This window comes from Psychrobacter sp. 72-O-c (assembly GCF_904846605.1).
GTDB lineage: Bacteria > Pseudomonadota > Gammaproteobacteria > Pseudomonadales > Moraxellaceae > Psychrobacter.
The window spans coordinates 1-18626 of the sequence record NZ_CAJHBI010000033.1 but is presented as its reverse complement, the minus strand read 5'-3'; the positions used below and the strand labels follow the sequence as shown (position 1 = coordinate 18626).

The 18626-nt window shown below is 44.1% G+C and carries 14 protein-coding genes, 1 tRNA gene and 1 pseudogene; 10 read left to right on the top strand and 6 right to left on the bottom strand.

The annotated features are described in order from the left end of the window. Window positions 1-55: 55 nt before the first annotated feature. From JMX97_RS11250 to gltX, 3 genes are all read right to left on the bottom strand, one after another. Window positions 56-131 (bottom strand) — tRNA-Ala (locus JMX97_RS11250). A gap of 123 nt (window positions 132-254) precedes the next feature. Next, entirely contained in the window at window positions 255-620 is a 366-nt protein-coding gene (locus JMX97_RS11245) for a hypothetical protein (protein ID WP_201558180.1), read from the bottom strand. 161 nt (window positions 621-781) lie between these two features. Continuing rightward, window positions 782-2338 carry a glutamate--tRNA ligase gene (gene gltX, locus JMX97_RS11240; RefSeq protein WP_201558179.1) on the bottom strand — a complete coding sequence of 519 codons (1557 nt, stop codon included), beginning with the start codon at window positions 2336-2338 and terminating at the stop codon, window positions 782-784. Between the two features lie 358 nt (window positions 2339-2696). On the opposite strand from gltX, the gene rsmH reads away from it, so the two are divergent. The 7 genes from rsmH to JMX97_RS11205 all read left to right on the top strand — a co-directional run bounded on the left by rsmH (window position 2697) and on the right by JMX97_RS11205 (window position 12304). Continuing rightward, the gene (gene rsmH, locus JMX97_RS11235) at window positions 2697-3722 is read left to right on the top strand and encodes a 16S rRNA (cytosine(1402)-N(4))-methyltransferase RsmH (protein ID WP_201558196.1); all 1026 of its coding nucleotides are present in this window, start codon (window positions 2697-2699) and stop codon (window positions 3720-3722) included. Window positions 3723-4019: 297 nt separating this feature from the next. Next, the gene (locus JMX97_RS11230) at window positions 4020-4460 is read left to right on the top strand and encodes a cell division protein FtsL (RefSeq protein WP_201558177.1); all 441 of its coding nucleotides are present in this window, start codon (window positions 4020-4022) and stop codon (window positions 4458-4460) included. Next, window positions 4457-6604, top strand: coding sequence for a peptidoglycan D,D-transpeptidase FtsI family protein (locus JMX97_RS11225; RefSeq protein ID WP_201558176.1), 2148 nt, complete (start codon window positions 4457-4459; stop codon window positions 6602-6604). Before JMX97_RS11230 ends, JMX97_RS11225 begins: the two co-directional genes overlap by 4 nt. Window positions 6605-6707: 103 nt before the next feature. Then, complete coding sequence (locus JMX97_RS11220) at window positions 6708-8447, top strand: UDP-N-acetylmuramoyl-L-alanyl-D-glutamate--2,6-diaminopimelate ligase (RefSeq protein ID WP_201558175.1); 1740 nt, start codon at window positions 6708-6710, stop codon at window positions 8445-8447. A gap of 135 nt (window positions 8448-8582) precedes the next feature. After that, entirely contained in the window at window positions 8583-10031 is a 1449-nt protein-coding gene (locus JMX97_RS11215; RefSeq protein ID WP_201558174.1) for a UDP-N-acetylmuramoyl-tripeptide--D-alanyl-D-alanine ligase, read from the top strand. A 3-nt stretch (window positions 10032-10034) separates the two neighbouring features. Continuing rightward, window positions 10035-11153, top strand: coding sequence for a phospho-N-acetylmuramoyl-pentapeptide-transferase (gene mraY / locus JMX97_RS11210; protein ID WP_201558173.1), 1119 nt, complete (start codon window positions 10035-10037; stop codon window positions 11151-11153). Window positions 11154-11317: 164 nt separating this feature from the next. Next, a complete protein-coding gene (locus tag JMX97_RS11205; protein ID WP_201558172.1) occupies window positions 11318-12304 on the top strand; it encodes a putative RNA methyltransferase in 987 nt (328 codons plus the stop codon). A gap of 13 nt (window positions 12305-12317) precedes the next feature. Here the strand turns inward: JMX97_RS11205 and cls are convergent, their stop codons facing one another. Further along, window positions 12318-13757: a cardiolipin synthase gene (cls, locus tag JMX97_RS11200; protein WP_201558171.1), complete on the bottom strand. Its 1440-nt coding sequence runs from the start codon at window positions 13755-13757 to the stop codon at window positions 12318-12320. Window positions 13758-14125: 368 nt separating this feature from the next. Between cls and JMX97_RS11195 the strand changes: the two genes are divergently transcribed. The 3 genes from JMX97_RS11195 (at window position 14126) to JMX97_RS11185 (ending at window position 17262) form a co-directional block, all read left to right on the top strand. Continuing rightward, window positions 14126-15886 carry a TrkH family potassium uptake protein gene (locus tag JMX97_RS11195; protein ID WP_201558169.1) on the top strand — a complete coding sequence of 587 codons (1761 nt, stop codon included), beginning with the start codon at window positions 14126-14128 and terminating at the stop codon, window positions 15884-15886. 65 nt (window positions 15887-15951) lie between these two features. Continuing rightward, window positions 15952-16653, top strand: a complete 702-nt coding sequence (locus JMX97_RS11190; protein ID WP_201558168.1) for a potassium channel family protein — start codon at window positions 15952-15954, stop codon at window positions 16651-16653. A 66-nt stretch (window positions 16654-16719) separates the two neighbouring features. Further along, window positions 16720-17262 carry a DUF3124 domain-containing protein gene (locus tag JMX97_RS11185; RefSeq protein WP_201558167.1) on the top strand — a complete coding sequence of 181 codons (543 nt, stop codon included), beginning with the start codon at window positions 16720-16722 and terminating at the stop codon, window positions 17260-17262. A 226-nt stretch (window positions 17263-17488) separates the two neighbouring features. Here JMX97_RS11185 and JMX97_RS11180 read toward each other — a convergent pair whose 3' ends face one another. Both JMX97_RS11180 and JMX97_RS13815 read right to left on the bottom strand, forming a co-directional pair. Further along, a complete protein-coding gene (locus JMX97_RS11180; protein ID WP_201558166.1) occupies window positions 17489-17731 on the bottom strand; it encodes a hypothetical protein in 243 nt (80 codons plus the stop codon). A 660-nt stretch (window positions 17732-18391) separates the two neighbouring features. Continuing rightward, window positions 18392-18626, bottom strand: a pseudogene (locus JMX97_RS13815) (hypothetical protein); the annotation flags it as partial.

Below are 18626 nucleotides of genomic sequence, written 5' to 3'. Positions count from 1 at the left end.
TTAGCAAGGTACTTATAATAAAGCTTAGTAGTGCTGCACTTTACCATAAATAGCGTGGTGGAGCTAAACGGAGTCGAACCGTTGACCCCTTGCATGCCATGCAAGTGCTCTACCAACTGAGCTATAGCCCCTCGCTAAGAGTGTGCGTATTTTAGGTAAGTAGAGAAGGGTTGTCAACCGCTATTTTAATAAATAGGCAATAAATTTTCTAAAAGAGGCGCCCAAAGCGGTTTCATTTGAATCACTAGTACGAATTAGCGTGGGTTTTGCTTAATGGCAATTTCTTTAATGGCTTTATCGGTAAAAAACTCTTCTTCGGTGCCATTAGAAAAAATGATTACACAACATTCAGTGGGGATGTATTGACCGCCTTTTTCTCTGACAGTTCTTATACCTTTAAAGCCAGTGATGTCCAACTCGCTTAATTGATCTAGATTATGATTGGTATAATCACAGTAAGTGGTGTATATCCATTTTAAGTCATCAAAGTCTTGACCAGTCGTTAGGGTTAGCTTGGCATCATAAAGTTCTTTTACGATTACATCATAGTATTTCTGCGCTTCTTTGAGCGTGTTAAAGACATAGTCTTTATTTTCTATAGTGACGGTTTTAGCTGCCATATTCATTTCCAATCGATAAGTTCAGTAAAATATCAGTTTTAATGTAAGACCGGTCAGGGATAGCCTGACCGGTCTTTTTTTAATAAATTCCGTAGGGAATCCTACTTAAATAATTTTCTTTGCGAGCCGAAAATTGTGATGATTTTTCAAGAACAAAAGTTTTAACGGTTCTCACCATCATCAGCAGCCAAAAAGTCTGGCAAGTCAGCCGCTTGCTTCTCAAGCTTCTTAAGCTTCTTTTTACCCAAGCCGCCAAGCACGTTAACACCATGACGCAGACGTATAAGCGTCATATCCGCACCAATAATAGCCATAGAGTTCATCACTGGCGTCGATGACGTGCTACCTGCAATAGCGATAAAGAAGGGCGCAATAAAGTCGCGCATTTTGATATCGAGTTCAGCAGAGAGACCTTTTATAGTTGCGTAGATGTTCTCTTCAGACCAAGTGGGTAGCGCTTCAAGCTGCCAAATAGTCAGTTGCAACATTTCCATAATTTGTTCAGGAGTCAGCGACTTATGAGCAAAGCTTTCAGCCGTGACATCTGGTAGGTTTTGGAAATAAAAGGCTCCCCAATTAACCGCATCGGAGAGTAGCTCAATACGTGGTTGAATGGCTGCAGCCATAGCGGTCAATTTATCGCTATCATTTGCCCATGCGAGGATTTTATTTTTCAGCTCTGCTGGCGTTAACGCGCGTAGCCATTCCGCATTCAGCCAATTAAGCTTTTCAATATCAAAAATAGGGCCGCCAAGGGAGACCCGTTGAATATCAAAACTGGCGATCATTTCCTCTAAAGTAAACTGTTCGGCCTCATCAGGCATAGAATAACCCATACGACCTAAATAGTTGAGTAAGGCTTCGGGCAAAACGCCAGCATCACGGTAGTAAGTGATAGAGGTGGGATTTTTACGTTTAGACAGTTTTGATTTGTCAGGGTTACGTAGTAGGGGCATGTGGCACAGCACTGGCATTTCCCAGCCAAAATATTCATATAGCAATTGATGTTTAGGTGCAGAGTTGAGCCATTCTTCACCGCGCAATACGTGGCTGATTTCCATCAAATGGTCATCGACGACGTTGGCAAGATGATAAGTCGGCAAGCCATCGGTTTTGAGCAATACTTGCATATCGACTTGTGCCCAAGGAATTTCAACTGTTCCGCGTAGCATGTCTTCAACACGGCAGACGCCTCCAGAGGGTACGCGCATACGAATTACATAGGGCATGCCATCGGCGACCATTTTATCGGATTCTTCACGTGACAAATTAGCATAGCGGCCGTCATAGCGAGGGCTCTCGCCATTGGCCATTTGCTCAGCGCGCATGGCGTCTAGCTCCTCGCTGGTACAAAAACAGCGAAAAGCATGATTGCTATCCAATAGCTGCTGCGCATGATCTTTATAGATGTCAGCGCGTTCACTTTGACGATACGGGGCATGCGGGCCACCGACGTCAGGACCTTCCGCCCAATCAAGGCCTACCCAGCGTAGCGCGTCTAAAATCATCTGTTCAGATTGCTCAGTGGAGCGGACTTGGTCGGTATCTTCGATACGTAGAATAAATTCACCGCCGTGCGCCTTAGCAAAAGCTAAATTAAATAGCGCGATATAAGCGGTGCCCACATGAGGGAAACCAGTAGGCGAGGGGGCAATTCGAGTACGTACGGGACGGTTATTGTGGGTACTATTATTAGCAGAAGCTGTGGTTGGAGTCATAATGGTCTCAAAATAATTATTGTTAATTAAAAAGCGTCAGTTAAAAAATTTAAGGAAAAGGAGCCGTTATAGTGCTATATAGCGTAAAATATAGCGCTATTATAACAGGGATAAGTAATATTTTTGCTGAAAAGGCCAGATGGTGCTTGACTACAGATGTATCCTTGCGATAATAATGTTAGGTAAGTCCTAACTTGTTTATTTTTATCTAATTTTTTATTATTAATGGCCTCATTGGTCGTCATTTACTGAGTTATTTGTGTCAATATCGAAATCTAAGCTAAATTCTAAGCCAAATTCGAAAGCCAGTCCTTCATCTGTTGCGGATGCTTCCGCTATGCCGGATGGCCCTTCTACTATGGACAATCCATCTACCCAAAACCCTACCACACCCGACGAATTAAGCTTCGCGCATGATGCGGTATTATTACAAGAAGCGGTTGCCGCAGTGCTAGGCGTCAAATCGTCACCAGAGAATGACCCAGATGGTCAAAATAGCTTGCAAGCTAGCGGTGTCTATGTCGATGCAACCTTTGGGCGCGGCGGTCATAGCCGATTGTTATTATCACAGCTGGCTGATGATGCACAGCTTATCGTTATCGATAAAGACCCCACTGCCATTACTGTTGCCCGAGAATTGGCAAGCAAAGACAGCCGCGTGCAGGTTATTCATGATAGCTTTGCCCATTTAACCGACAGCTTAGCGGCGATGGGTATCACGCAAGTGGATGGGCTAATGGCGGATTTGGGCGTTTCCTCACCGCAGATTGACGATGGCAGTCGCGGTTTTAGCTTTATGCGTGATGGCGCGATAGACATGCGCATGGATACCACTCGCGGTCAATCCGTTGCTGAATGGCTTGAGCAGGTCGATGATGAAACCTTAGCCAACGTATTATACGAATTTGGTGAGGAGCGTCACAGTCGCCGAATTGCGCGAGCGATTAAAGAGATGAGCCGTTATACTTCTACCTTAGAGCTGGCAGAAGTCATTAAGGTTGCACATCCTAATTGGCAAAGAGGCAAGCATCCGGCCACTCAAAGTTTTCAAGCCATGCGTATTTTTATTAATAATGAGCTTGGCGATGTTGATAGCTTTTTAGAGCAAAGCCTTCCTATTATTAAAGCTGGCGGGCAGCTGGCTGTGATTAGCTTTCATTCGTTAGAAGATCGACGTATTAAGCAATTTTTGCAACGTCATAGTAAAGGGCAATATCCTGAAGATGAGCAATCACCGATGCCGCCCAATCGCCCGCGTTACTTTAGTAAACCCAAACGCATTGGACCTAGTAAAGCGGAAGTAGCCGGAAACCCGCGCTCGCGCAGTGCGTGGTTACGGACCGCAACTCGTACGGATACAGATTATCAGCCAGAATCTCATTGAAAATGATAACCAACTGAAAACGTCTGCTTCATCGTAAATAATTAGTACGGCACAAATATCAACAGCTGTTAGCAGGCATTTTGCATATTGAATTAATGTTAATGTAGTAATGACTACGTAACTGTTAAAAAGCTGTAAATATTGTCTGCTAGGCTCGGCAGTTGCATTTTTGTTTGGCTTTTTTAGTTCTGGCTATAGTGAGTGTTCTTTATTGATGGTTTTGGTGGGAAGTGGGTCGTTTAAAAACCGTAGCCCTAATCCCTCTTTTATATTTGAGTTTATTTTTCTGAGATCGTCATGGCAATATCTGACCAAGCTGCAAACCGTCGCAACAGAGCATCGAACAACACTACCGATGTCGGAGAATTATTCGCCCGGCGTTTTGGGGTGGTGAGTATCTATGTGGTGGTGTTATTACTACTAGCAGCCGCCATTGTGTGGAGTGGAGTCAAAACTGCCGAAGGCGTTCAACAATATCATCAGGACTATAAAACCTTGCAAGATATGAAAAAACAAGAACGCAAGCTGCAAGTCGAGCACCAACGTCTGTTGATTGAGCAGCAAACCTTTAGTGCCACCCCGCAGATAGCCAGCCGCGCGGTCGCTGAGCTAAGTATGTATACGCCCACTCTTAAAGATAAGCTAATTATTCAGCCAGGTGTGGCTATAGCTGAACCTAATAGCTCGGTAAATGATGTCTCTGCAACTGACTCCGCAGTAATGGAGGCCGGACAATGAGCGATAAAAAGCCCAGCTCAACTAACGACAAAAGCTCAGCAAAAAACACCAGTAAAAAACCAGCCAGTGGTAAGGTAATCAAACCTTTACGCCGCGCTAATGCTGCCAAATCTGCTCAAGCGGACAGTCAGTCTGCCACTGCTAAAAATACAAAATCTAATTCCTCAAAAGCTGATTCTTCAAAAAACAGTCCAAAAAAACGCTCTACTACGCTGTTTGGTCGCCTAAAAAAGAGCGAGAAACAAGGCGCGTATACTAGTGTCAAAAACCGTAAAAAAATCGCTTTTAATAGAGCTTCTGGGGCCTCATCGCGCGGCGGCTTTGAAAATGATAAAAACCGTTTCCGTACCGTTTGGGGCGTTGCTATCATTATGTTAGTGCTCCTTATATCGCGTGCTTATTATGTACAAGTGGCCAATGCTCAGTTCTATCAGGATAAGGGTGACGAGCTGATAACCAGCGTGCGTACGCAAAAGTCTTATCGCGGTATGATTACCGATCGCAACAACCTGCCACTAGCGGTCAGTGCACCGTTAGCAACCGTGTCTTTTAGCCCGCATGATTATGCGCGTGAATACTATGAGCTTAAACGGGTCAAGCTTACCAATCCTGAAAGCCCGCAGCTGCAAGCGCGCATGCAAAATCGCCTCGATAATATGGATCTGACCACGCTTGCGGCTGCCGCTAATATAGCGGTAACTGAATTACAAAAAGCCACTGCTCTCGATGACAGTATCGATGTCACTGATGAAGAAGCGGTAAAAGCGGCGTTGCCATCAGGTGCAGGTTCCCATTATCTACCGCTACTTAATAAAGTTACCCCTGAGATTGCTCAAAGTGTCAGCTCACTGGACTTCCCAGGCGTATACGAAAAGAATTTCTTTCAACGCTATTATCCTCAGCCGCAGCCTAACTCGCAGTTGTTAGGTTTTATGGGCCAAAATGCTAATGATCCTGAGGGTGGCTACGAAGGGCGTGCCGGTATTGAGCGCCAATATGAAAAAGCGCTGGCCGGTGACGATGGTAAAGTTTTGGTATTAAAAGATGCCAAACAAAACAGCTTAAAAGAAATCAAACAGCTTGAGCCGGAAATAGCTGGACAAAATGTGGCGCTAACTATTGACTCACGCTTACAGTATTTACTCTATAAAGAGTTGGAAAAAGCAGGGCGTCTGCAACAAGCACGCTGGGCTACGGGGATGGTAGTGGATGTGCAAAATGGCGAGGTGCTAGCGTTATCCACATGGCCGTCTTTTAACTCTAATAATCTCAATGAGATGACGGGTGAAAACCAGCGTAATCGCGCGGTACTTGATGTCTTTGAGCCCGGTTCGGTAATGAAGCCCTTTACCGTTGCCGCTGCCCTAGACTCAGGTAAATACACCTCGACATCTTTGATTGATACCAATCCTGGCTCTATTCGGGTCAGAGGCTACACTATCCGCGACCATGATAATCTAGGGATAATTAATCTTGCAACGCTACTACAAAAATCAAGTAACGTCGCCTCTACTAAAATCGCATTATCCTTACCGCCTGATGCCATTACCAATATGCAAAAGCAATTTGGCTTTGGGACAAAAACCCCGCTACAGTTCCCGGGTGAGGGCAGTGGCTTAGTGGTTACTCCTAAAGAAAAAGAGACCGCGCGGCGAGCGACTGTCAGTTATGGTTATGGTCTACAAGTGACGCTTGCACAGGTGGCACAGGCTTATTCGGCACTGGCAGCTGGCGGGATAATGCACCCATTAAGCTTGATCAAAAACGACAAAGCAGCGCCAAGTAAGCGGATTATGGCACAGGAACAAGCGATGTCGATCGTACAAATGTTAGAGGCGGTCACCGAGCAAGGTGGAACGGCTAAAGCGGCGGCTATTGATGGTTATCGCGTGGCTGGCAAAACTGGGACGTCACGCCGGATTAACCCCGACGGTGGCTATCATACCGATCAGTATCGCAACGTCTTTGCTGGTATGGTACCAGCGTCCAACCCAAAATTAGTGGGTGTCATCTTAATTGAAGATCCACGCGGACAGATTTATGCGGGGCTGACCGCAGCACCCGTATTTCATAATGTTATGAAAGAGGCGTTACGTTTGTATAACGTGCCTTTAGATAAGCCATTACAGACTGAGGAAGAGTAGACGTTAAACAGTATGGCGTTAGTTCACTATATTGGATTCACTTTAGCTTCTTACTGTTTAACTTTCAAACCATTGTTCATTTTTATATGTTTAGGACTTGCCCATGACCACGCCCGTATCATCGCCAAGCAGCGTTACTGTTACCTTGCAGCAGCTTATTGAAGCCAACGCCAGCAACCCTAGGCTACAACAGCAATTGGTAGCGATGATACAGGCAGTAGGCAATCCAAATTCGGTCGGAAGTATTCCCTTTCAGCACTTTTATTTAGATAGCCGTCAAGTCGCTGCTAATGATGTATTTATTTTGTTAAAAAGTCAGACACCCAACTGTCAAAAGAGCCGCGATTATCTATTACAGGCCGCCAAAAAAGCCGCTTTTATCTTGTCAGAAATCGATCCTATAGCGCTGCTTACCCCAGCTAACGTTCCGCCAAATGCTAACATTCAGCTTAGCGATACTCAAATTAACGATGATCAGCTTGCCACTAACAACCAGTCTTCAGCGCAAAAGCAACTTGCATCTCTGCCCTGTCCAGTGCTTTATGTGCCCAATATCCGTGAGTTTTTAGGCGATTTGATCCAAACGTATCTACAATATCAGCAGCTGACTGCTTTACCAACAGTGGTGGCAGTTACGGGCACTAATGGCAAAACGACTATTAGCCAATTAGTAGCGCAATTAGTGCAACTAACAGGGATGAGCAGCGCGATTATGGGGACGGCAGGCAATGGTAAGTTGGGCGCGCTGATTCAGGCCAGTCATACTACCGGTGATGCCTTAGCCGTCCAGCAGTTTTTATATCAAATGGGTGAAGAAGAAATAGATTTACTAGCGCTTGAGGCCAGCTCGCATGGACTTGATCAGCAACGCTTGCAAGGGATGCCAGTTACCGTCGCTATTTATACCAATCTGAGCCGCGATCACTTAGATTATCATGCCGATATGGCAGAATATGTCGCCGCCAAAGCCAAGCTATTTGACAAAAAATATTTTCCAACTTTGACTCACGCCATTATTAATAGTGATGATGAGTATGCGCAAATAATGCTCGATACCGCACACGCTAGCAACTTGATAGTGTGGACGTATAGTTTGGATGCGATGTCAGACGCTAACTTTGTGGCCGCCAATATCGCACCGAGCTTACAAGGTGTTGAGATTGCTTTGCGTAGTGTGGTTGGTGATGAGCTTAATAATACTGAGCTCGATAATAAGAAACGTAGCGATATTAATATTGTCAGCCCGCTACTCGGTCGCTTTAATGTGTCAAATCTGCTGGCAGCGGTTGCGGCAACGGTGGCATTAGGGATAAATCTTGAGCGCATTGCAGCAGTAGTGCCGCAGCTACAAGGTGCCAACGGGCGTATGCAGAGAGTTCCGTCAACAGAGGGCTGCTTTATCGTTGATTATGCCCATACGCCTGATGCTTTGGTGCAAGTGCTTGACAGTCTTAGAACGCATTGTCACGGCAAGCTATGGGCAGTGTTTGGTTGCGGCGGAGATCGCGATGCGGGCAAACGCCCACTAATGGCGCAGGCAGGATTATCAGGTGCGGATCAAGTCATATTAACGGCGGACAATCCACGCACTGAAGATCCCAATATCATTTTAAAGGACATGCAAGTGGGTATGAGTGCCGAGCAATATCAGCGTACTCATATCGAGCCGGCTCGCCAAAAGGCGATTGAATATGCGGTCACTCATGCCAGCCCCAATGATATTGTGGTTATCGCTGGTAAAGGGCACGAAACTTATCAAGAAATTAATGGCGTGCGTCATGATTTTGATGACAGCATAGTTTTACAACAGGCCTTGCAACAAGCTTTGCAGCAGGCTCTATAGAGAGCCGGACGGCTATAGATAATTTGATTTTTCAAGCGCTAGCGTGCTCGATTTAAAAGACAGCATTTAGTTAAATAAGAGAATAGAAAATAAAGTAGCCGCCATATAAGGTAGCCAACATACAAGGTAATTACTATGACAGCTGACAACAATAACACCATTCAATCGCAAAGGCTGTACGTCTGGCAAACGGATAATTTGCTGACGGCGACCGCGACACTTGATGGTCATTGGCAGCTACCTGAGGGACAGACAGATAAAGATAATGGCGTCACCAGCAATCGTATCGCTACCGACACTCGCACTATTAAAATGGGTGATATCTTTTTGGCACTGAGCGGCGATAACTTCGATGGACATGATTATATCAATGTCGCTGTTGCCCAAGGCGCAATAGCGGCTATCGTATCGCGTCCGATTTCGATGCCTATTGGCAATCAAATCCCGCAATTAGTCGTTAGTGATACCCGCTTGGCATTAGGACAACTGGCCGCTTATCGCCGCCAGCAACATCACAATCTGACCGTTATCGCTATCACTGGTTCTAGTGGTAAGACCACTTGTAAAGAAATGCTTGGCAGTATCTTTGGTCGACTAGCACCAACGCTCATCACTCGGGGCAACCTAAATAATGATTTAGGCGTGCCGATGATGCTGCTCGAGCTGTCTGACCATCATCGTTATGCCATCTTAGAGCTGGGTGCCAACCATATCGGTGAGATTGCCTATACCACAGAGATTGTCCGTCCTGATGTGGCCTGTATTCTAAATATCGGTACGGCACATTTAGGCGAGTTCGGTAACCGCGAGGGTATTTGTCAGACTAAGGCGGAAATTTACCACACCTTAAATGATAGCCAGTTTGCGATTGTTCCTGATAAAGATGATTTTACCAATCAGCTGCGCCGGATTGCTGAAACCCATACGCCGCATGTGATTGGGTTCGGTAACACCGATGTCAGTGCCAGCCACCTTGACGTTGAGCCTGAGCGCAGTGAGTTTAAATTACATATCGGCACCCATGTCCATGATATTAATTTACCGCTGGCAGGCGAGCATAATGTAAATAACGCCCTTGCTGCTGCAGCTTGTGCTCATGCATTGGATATTAATATTGAAGATATTGTCATTGGACTTGAAAATGCACGTCCGGCGAAAGGCCGCTTAAACAGCCAAATGTTAGGATTACATCGTCTTATTGATGACACTTACAATGCCAATCCGCATGCAGTGAGAGCAGCCACGAAAGTATTGGCGGCGCAAACGGGCATTCAAGTGATGGTATTGGGTGACATTGCGGAGTTAGGCGATGCCGCTGTGAGCGAACATCAAAGTTTGGGTCGTACTATTGCCGGTACGGGCATTGATGCGCTGCTTTGTGTTGGCGAGTATGCCACCTATAGTGTGGCTGGTGCGAATGAGATTGGTGGTATCACAGCCCATGCTTTTGAGGATAAAGACAGTCTATTACAGTATTTACAGCCGTATTTGCAGGCGCAGCAAGCACAGCCTTGTACCGTGTTGTTCAAAGGCTCTCGTTCCATGGAAATGGAAACACTTATTGATGCGTTAGTAAAGGAGTAGGCGGTGTTAGTTTGGTTGTTTGAATGGTTGGGTCAGTACTATACGCCGTTTTCTGCGGTTTCTTCGTTGACACTGCGGGCGTTACTCGCGGTCATTACTGCGCTTGTTTTTAGTATGTTTTTAGGCGGGCGGGTCATTCGACATTTGCGCGCGCTTAGATATGGACAGGCTATTCGTAGTGATGGCCCACAATCGCATCTGGTCAAAACGGGCACGCCTACTATGGGCGGGGTGTTAATTCTAAGCGCTATCGGGGTATCGACCTTACTGTGGGCACGGCTTGGTAATCCCTACGTTTGGATTCTGCTCATTGTGATGATTATCTTTGGTGCAGTAGGTTGGGCAGATGATTGGCTAAAGATTAAATACAAAGATCCTAAAGGATTAATCGCCCGAAAAAAGTACTTTTGGCTATCAATGGGTGCATTATTCGTGGGGATATCTTTATATTATATCGCCACCCTACAGCCTGATATCAATACTACCCGCGAGATGCAGGATTTATTACTGCCCATTTTTAAAGATTGGATGATTCCATTCTCGGCAGTCCCTTTTGGCATCGGCTTTATTATCTTTACCTATTTTGTGATTAATGGCGCCTCCAATGCGGTTAACTTAACCGATGGTTTAGATGGCTTGGCTATTTTACCTGTAGTCTTGGTAGCGGCAGGTTTGGGCGCAATGGCTTATGTGTCGGGTGACGTAAGGTTTGCTGAATATTTGCATGTGCCCTATATTGCTTATAATTCTGAGGTGATTATTGTTTGCGGCGCTATGGTTGGCGCCGGTCTCGGGTTCTTATGGTTTAATGCTCATCCCGCCCAAGTATTTATGGGTGATGTTGGGGCGTTAGCATTGGGCGCGATGCTCGGTACTATTGCGGTAATGACTCGCCAAGAGATTGCTTTTGCCATTATGGGCGGGCTGTTTGTCGCTGAAGCGGTATCGGTCATGCTACAAGTAGGCTCGTATAAGCTACGCAAAAAACGCGTCTTTCGTATGGCACCGCTACATCATCATTTTGAAGAGATTGGTTGGAAAGAAACCCAAGTGGTCGTGAGATTTTGGATTATTGCCATCATACTCGTGATACTGGGGCTGATGACGCTAAAACTGCGTTAAGACCAAACTCCGTTCATTATAGTTGTTATTAAAATAGTTATTATTAAAAAAGCCATCTCGGTCAGTACTGAGATGGCTTTTTTGTCGCTTCTTTTGTCATTTTTTTTGTCACTTGCTGAGCGTAAATTTTGCTAAAATGTTATCCATATTTGTATGACCTTGAGATGCTTGTGTCCTTATTTATTTGTCCTATTTGTCAGTCGCCACTACAGCCAGCAGCAGATACTTGGCGCTGTGATGGTAGCTTACACCCTAAGCAAACCTGCCATCCCTTTGATGTGGCGCGGCAAGGCTATATCAATCTGTTGCCCGTACAACAAAAAAAATCTAAAAACCCCGGTGATAGTCAGGATTCTATCTCGGCGCGGCAACGGTTTTTGGCGGCAGGATATTATCAACCTTTGCAAACGCTTATTTGTCAGCAAATGGAGCAATTATTGGCGCAAGAAAAAACAGCACCTAATGATGATGAACATGGTAAAAACGATAGGCCCGAAATACGCTGGTTAGATATTGGTTGCGGAGAAGGGTATTACACCCAAGCAATGGCGCAAATTGGTACAGCAATAAGCGTGGGCATTGATGAATTAATAGCGGCTGATATTAGTAAGCCGGCGCTGATTGAACTGGCTAAAGCTAGCAAGGCTGCAAATCGTCTGTGGTATCAGCCAAACGTTGAGGAAGTAAAAGACTCGATTAAGATGGCTGCCATTTACCCACTGGTGACCAGTGCAGCGCATTTGCCATTACGCGCGTATAGCATGACCGGTATCAGCAGTATTTTTAGTCCTATCTTGCCGGAAGCATTTGCTGATGTCCTACAAGAAGGTGGCTATTTAGTGATTGCTAAGCCAGATATGGGTCATTTAGCAACTGTACGTGAGGCGTTATTTGATAGCGTGCGAGAGCATGATTCTGAGAAGTTTTTACCTACTTTAGCACCGTATTTTACCCTTGTAGACACTCATCATATTAGCTCCGAGTTGAGCTTGTCAGCCGAGGCGCTAGCTGATTTATTAACCATGACTCCTTATGCTTATCGCGCTCGTGCTGAGAGTCGGCAAGCTCTGCTAGCAAGTGCTGAGACTGAGCCGTTTGTGACTGAGGCAAAATTCGTAGTTTATGTTTTGCAAAAAACGGCTGATAAATAGCGTATGGTTCTGACTATAGGACGGGCCCCATAGTGGCGATGATATTGTTCCAGATTTTATAGGGTAGCGACCAGTTTTCGACCTGCTCACGCTGCACTTCATCGGAGTCTGCGATATATTGATATTGCCGCTCGATAATGTCAGCGGTTAACGCCTTATCGCTCATCACTACATTGTTTTCATAGTTCAAATCAAAGCTACGCAAGTCTAAGTTGGTCGAGCCGATTAAACTGATTTCACCATCAATGGTCAAAGTCTTAGCATGTAGCAAGCCTGGTTTATACTCATAAATTTTGACCCCTGCTTCAAGTAATTGCCAGTAATAACTGTGACTGGTGGCCGCCACTATCAAAGAGTCGTTATTTTTAGGGAAAATCATCGTGACCTTAACGCCACGATAAGCAGTCGCACACAACGTATTTACCAAAGTATAGTCAGGGACAAAATACGGGGTTGAGATAATTAGAGTGTGCTGAGCCTGACTGATAAGCGTGCTTAAGAACTGCGGGGTTGCACCGCTGCGCTGGGTTGGGCCATCAGAAAATACTTGCGCAGCAAAGCCATCAGGCTTTTCTTCGGTATCGTAATAAAAACTTTCTGTAGGCGTGTCAGGATTCTCAGTCAGCCAATCGCTAGCAAATAGCATTTGGTTTTGTGCCACTACGGGTCCTTCAACCCGCAGCATAATATCTACCCACGGCGCGTACTTCGGCTTGACGCGAAACTCAGGATCGGCGCAATTGCGACTGCCACAATAGCCAATCTTGCCATCAATGACCGTGATTTTGCGGTGATTGCGCAGATCAATACGACTAAACAATAACACTTTTATAATGTTGCGAATCGGCAATGCCACACTGACTTGCACGCCAGCATCTTTCATCTCCTGCCATATTTTAGAACCCACCATTTTACGTGAGCCCATGCCATCAACCATCGCTCGGCAAGTGACACCACGTTTGGCTGCCCGTATTAGCGCTTGCGCGGTATCAATACCCATTCCATCGATTAGCCAAATGTAGTACAGCACATGGATATGGTCGGTCGCCGCATCGAAATCTGCAATCATCCGCGACTGAGTTTCAGCAGCATCCGCCATTAGCTCAGCTCGATTGCCTACTGTAGTTTGAAAGCCAGTAACCGCAGCCGAATACGCAAAAGCCGCTTGGTATTCTGGTTGAATATTATCCATTAACGCCGCTTCACTGCCGAGCACTTCAGGATTGTGCGTATGTAAATTATTAATAATCTCGTGATGCTTACGCGCAAAGTTACGGCCCAAATGTATCTCACCGAACATCCAATAGACCAGCACGCCCATATAAGGCAGCACAAATAGCACTACTAGCCATGCTAGCCGTGCCGATGAAGTCAAATCGTGGCGCGCTAACACTCGTAAGGAGATGATTAGCAGTAATATAAAATGAATGGTTAGCAGGATATTCATCGCCATAAGGGTAGCCTATTGTTATTGTTTTTATACAAAGTCACTTACGACGGTAAGATTATATGAGGTCATTACTAGACTTACTTATTGATTATAACGTACTCTGCCATATTGTGTGCTTGAGCTGTCACGGCGCGCTTCATTTGAGCACATAGCTCAAGAGCAACACTCACATTCGCTCACAAAATCTCGTCATGAATCGCCTCATAATTGGTTACGATTCTCTAAAATCAGTCTTAGTAGATGGTTAAAAAAAGGAGTATAAGTGGCAGTGTAATTGACGTAGGCAGGACGACTCTAATCGTTCTATTCGAAAACTCATACTATCGCAAAAATATGGTTGGAATTAATTATCCCTTTAATGGATTCAGGCTATGCACCCAGCTCTACCGTATCGGTTGTTGAATAAATTTACTATTGTCGTCAGCATTATTGGGGTGGGAGTCGCTTTAGTCGATAGTGGTTTTACACTATCAACGTGGCTACAGCACCTTTTTCATATTTTCTATTTGGCGATTATTTTACTAGGGTTTGTTGCCACGGTAGGGCGTTATATTCGTCGAAAATTGCCACTAATCGTGAACAAGGTAGCAATTTTTGATTTGCTGACCGGTATGGCGATTGTCATGCTGCTGGTGGTCCATTTCACGGCCTTATGGCAATCAGGGCTATCGATGTCGGTAGATGGTTTTATTGCGATTAAGGTTGCCGTATTTGTCACCTTTATTCGTGAAATATCTGATAATAATTTCAGCCTTAACCGCGCTTTTTTAAATCCAGCACAGTTTTTTATCTTGAGTTTCTTATCAGTGGTGTTGGTTGGGGCGTTGTTATTGATGATGCCCAATGCTACCACTCAGCCCATCTCTTTTATTGATGCGCTATTTACTGCCACCAGTGCCGTCTGTGTGACTGGACTTATTGTGGTGGATACTGCGACCCGTTTTACCACCTTTGGGCAAATTATTATTATAGGTCTTATCCAAATTGGTGGCTTAGGTATCCTGACCTTTGTGACTTATTTTAGCTATTTTTTTAAAGGCGGTGTCAGCTATGAGACTCAGCTGAGTATAGGTGAGATGACGCACTCGCCGCGTATGGGCGATATGGTCACCACCCTTAAGTCTATTTTATACGTGACTTTTGGTGTGGAGGCACTGGCTGCTGCACTGATTTATATCAGTATTTATGATTTGCCAGCGATGAGCATATCTGAGCGGCTATTCTTTTCGGTGTTTCATGCCGTATCTGCGTTTTGTAACGCAGGATTTTCTACCTTTAGTGCCGGTTTATACGATGAGGCGCTACGCTTTAATTATCCATTACAACTGATTATTGGTGCCACCTTCTTATTTGGCGGCATGGGCTTTGTTATTGTGGTCAATCTGCTGCGCTATTTGCGTCACCGTACCCAAAGGGTGCTTTACCATAATGATCCGCGCTATACCTATCAACCGTGGCTGCTCAATATTAACAGTCGTATCACTCTAATTACCTCTGGCGCTTTATTATTAATCGGGCTAATTGGGGTGATGATGTTTGAATACCAGGGTATCCTTGCTGAGCATAGTAGCTGGTATGGCAAATTAATAACGGGATTATTCACGGCAGCTACCCCGCGAACTGCAGGGTTTAATATTGTTGATATGGATGCGCTGGCATTTCCAACTATCATGCTGACGATATTTTTGATGTGGATTGGCGCGTCTCCCAATTCAACGGGTGGCGGTATCAAGACCAGCACTTTTGCCATTGCGGTATTAAATACTTTAAGCCTCGCACGAGGCCAGACTAAGGTTGAAGTATTCAAACGTGAAATTGCGGACATCTCCATTCGCCGAGCATTTTCGATCATGTGGTTATCGTTATTAGTCATTGGATTGGGTGTGACACTAATTAGCTACGATCAACCTGAGCTTGATTTTATTAAAGTGGTTTTTGAGTGTTTTTCTGCCTATAGCACAGTGGGATTAAGCTTGAATCTGACGACTGAGCTGTCAGATTTTAGCAAGCTGGTGGTCTCAGTCATTATGTTCGTTGGGCGGGTAGGTATGTTGACCCTCTTTATTGCGTTACTCAAAAATATGCGTCAACGTAACTATCGTTATCCGACGGAAGAGATTACTATTAACTAAAGCCTGCTGAATTATTATCCGGTCGTTGAATAAAGGTTATAAAAGATTTTTCTTAAAGGAAAGTTATGAAATACATCATTGCAGGTTTAGGAAGTTTTGGCTCATCACTAGGGATAGCGCTCACCAGCCAAGGCCATGAGGTGATTGCTATTGATAGCAGTATGCGAAAAGTTGAGACTTATAAAGAAGTTATCTCGCACACTATTTGTATGGATGCGACCGATGAGTATACGGTCAATGGACTACCGATTATCGATACGGATATTGTGGTGGTGGCAATTGGTGAAGACCAAGGCGCTAATGTCATGGCGACCGCGCTATTTAAGACCTTAAAAGCAAAGCGTTTAATCAGCCGCAGTATCAACCCACTGCACGAAAAAGTGCTACAAGCGATTGGGGTCGATGATATTTTTCATCCTGAGAAAGAATCGGCAAAGCGCTGGGCAAAAAGGCTATCGCTACGTTATTTCGTCGACTCTTTTTCCTTGACTGATAGCTTTAGTATTGTTGAGATTAGTATTCCAGACGCTTTAATTGGTAAAACAGTGGCTGCCTTACAGCTGGAAGATAAGTTTAATATCAAGCTACTGAGTACTATGCGTTATGAGCATTATGAAGACAGCTTTGGGCGCGCTCAAAGTAAGCCCAACATTCAAGGCTTAGCCGAGCCTGAACAAGTGCTGCAAGACAAAGATGTGCTGGTAGTCTATGGCGCCAATAAACATATCAATCAGTTCTTGCGTAGTGTTGGGGTTAAAGTACATTAGCGGGTTAAAAAACTAACTGGCCGCTATTTGAAATAGTATATACATGAAATGATGAAGGGGAAGACTATGAATAAGCGCCGCCTATCCGTCCTATGTATAGCAGTTTTGGCACTATTGTCAGGCTGTGATCAATCGATACAAGACCCGAATACAATGTATTCAGAGAAGCATCAAGACCCGATCAAAGAGCTTGAGATAAAATCAGTGGTTGATCGTAGCCAATTTCGCTATAAACAAACTTTCTATGTACCGATCTATTCAGATATCTATACTGATAGAGACAATCGCAAAGTCCTATTATCAGCGACCTTAAGCGTACGTAATACCACGCTAAAAAAATCACTCTATATCAATAAAATCGACTATTACGATACTGCTGGCAACTTTGTAAAATCATATTTAAAAAATACTATTGAGCTACCAGCAATGGGTACCCTAAATTATATTGTGGAGAAGGAAGAAGATAAGGGCGGCTCAGGCGCAAACTTCATTATTGAAGTGGAAGGCATAGATGATACGGTTACGCCAGTCATTGAAGCGGTCATGGTCGGTAATTTTAGCAACAAAGCCTTTGCGTTTAGTACCGAAGGAACGCCAGTTGTGCATTAATGACCATAGATTTGATCCTCTACCTATTTATCAATTTACTCTGTTAATCTATTTTGTAGTGTAATAGACAAAACTTATGCTAAACATTAGATGATAGCGATTAATAGCCATAATTCAGGCTGTTTAAATGCTCGTATTCTTCCTGAATGAGGCTACACAGGAGTAGTAAAATGACAACGGTTTGGGTTGACAGATTTATAGTAATACCAGCATTAAAAATCTTAGTTCAAGCACAATAGCTCTTGATGCCTACCTGAATGAACCAAGCATCGCTATATTCATCTTTCATAGAACTGAAGCGGACGTATATACCTTCATTATCTTTGGTTACATACCAATGCTCATCAGTAGAGCCTGTCATCAATTCAAAATATTTTTCGTTCACAAGTTTGCCTACTGTGTAGGTTTCTCCTTGTATATAACAAACGTTACCACCCGTACATATCAGTTTATCACCAGTCCTCATCATATTTTCCTCCTTCACCTTTTTGATGACTAGGTATCAAAAGGTTTGAAATATCATAGCGCTACTTCAGTTTCTAGATTCAGGGTAAAACATATTTCTAACCAACAGCTCTTAACTTTATATATATTCGGAATAGGTAATATAACAGCTTATTAGGTAATAAAGAAGTGGATATTTATTTGGTTGTATTGCTGTCGTTTATAAAGTAACTTTAAGTCCTATTAATAATAGCTAAGAATATCGAGTAAACATCCGTTAATACCATACCTCTATATTAGCGTTGTACCTCTCTTTCATTGCCAGCTTTTACTTTATTACTATATAAAGACAGCAATACCGTCTCGCCTTCGTCTGTAAGCTTACCGATTATTTTGACGGTTATTTAGTCCACTTTTGGGAGTTGATTAATATTGGTGGTATAGCATGTCAAAGCTCATCTGCCACGATTGATTGGCTTTTATGACTTCACTGGCAATAAACACCGCTGCTTGCTAGTAGTTATTCTTTCCATGCTTTTTATTGAGCCACTGAGCTGTGACGTCCTCACATTTGATTAAAAACGGTATCCTTGCAAGGTGCGATGACTATGGGGAAAGGCTAGGGGTCATCAAAAGCTTAAGTGACAATTGCAAACCAATTAAGCTTCTAATAACCTTAGACTTATTACTTACTGGTAAAAACTATCGTTTTATTACCATACTTAGTAGGCTGGCGAATAGTCACCTTGCTATCTAAAATATCGCCTCGGGCATTGATTTTATAGCATTCTGTTTGAGCTATGCTGAAGAAACCGTAGAGGTAAACTTGGTAAACTAACGACTCAATGAGGAGTTTACCATGACCAAGAAAATCAGAACTTATAGCACAGAATTTAAAGCAGAAGCCGTTAAGAAGATAG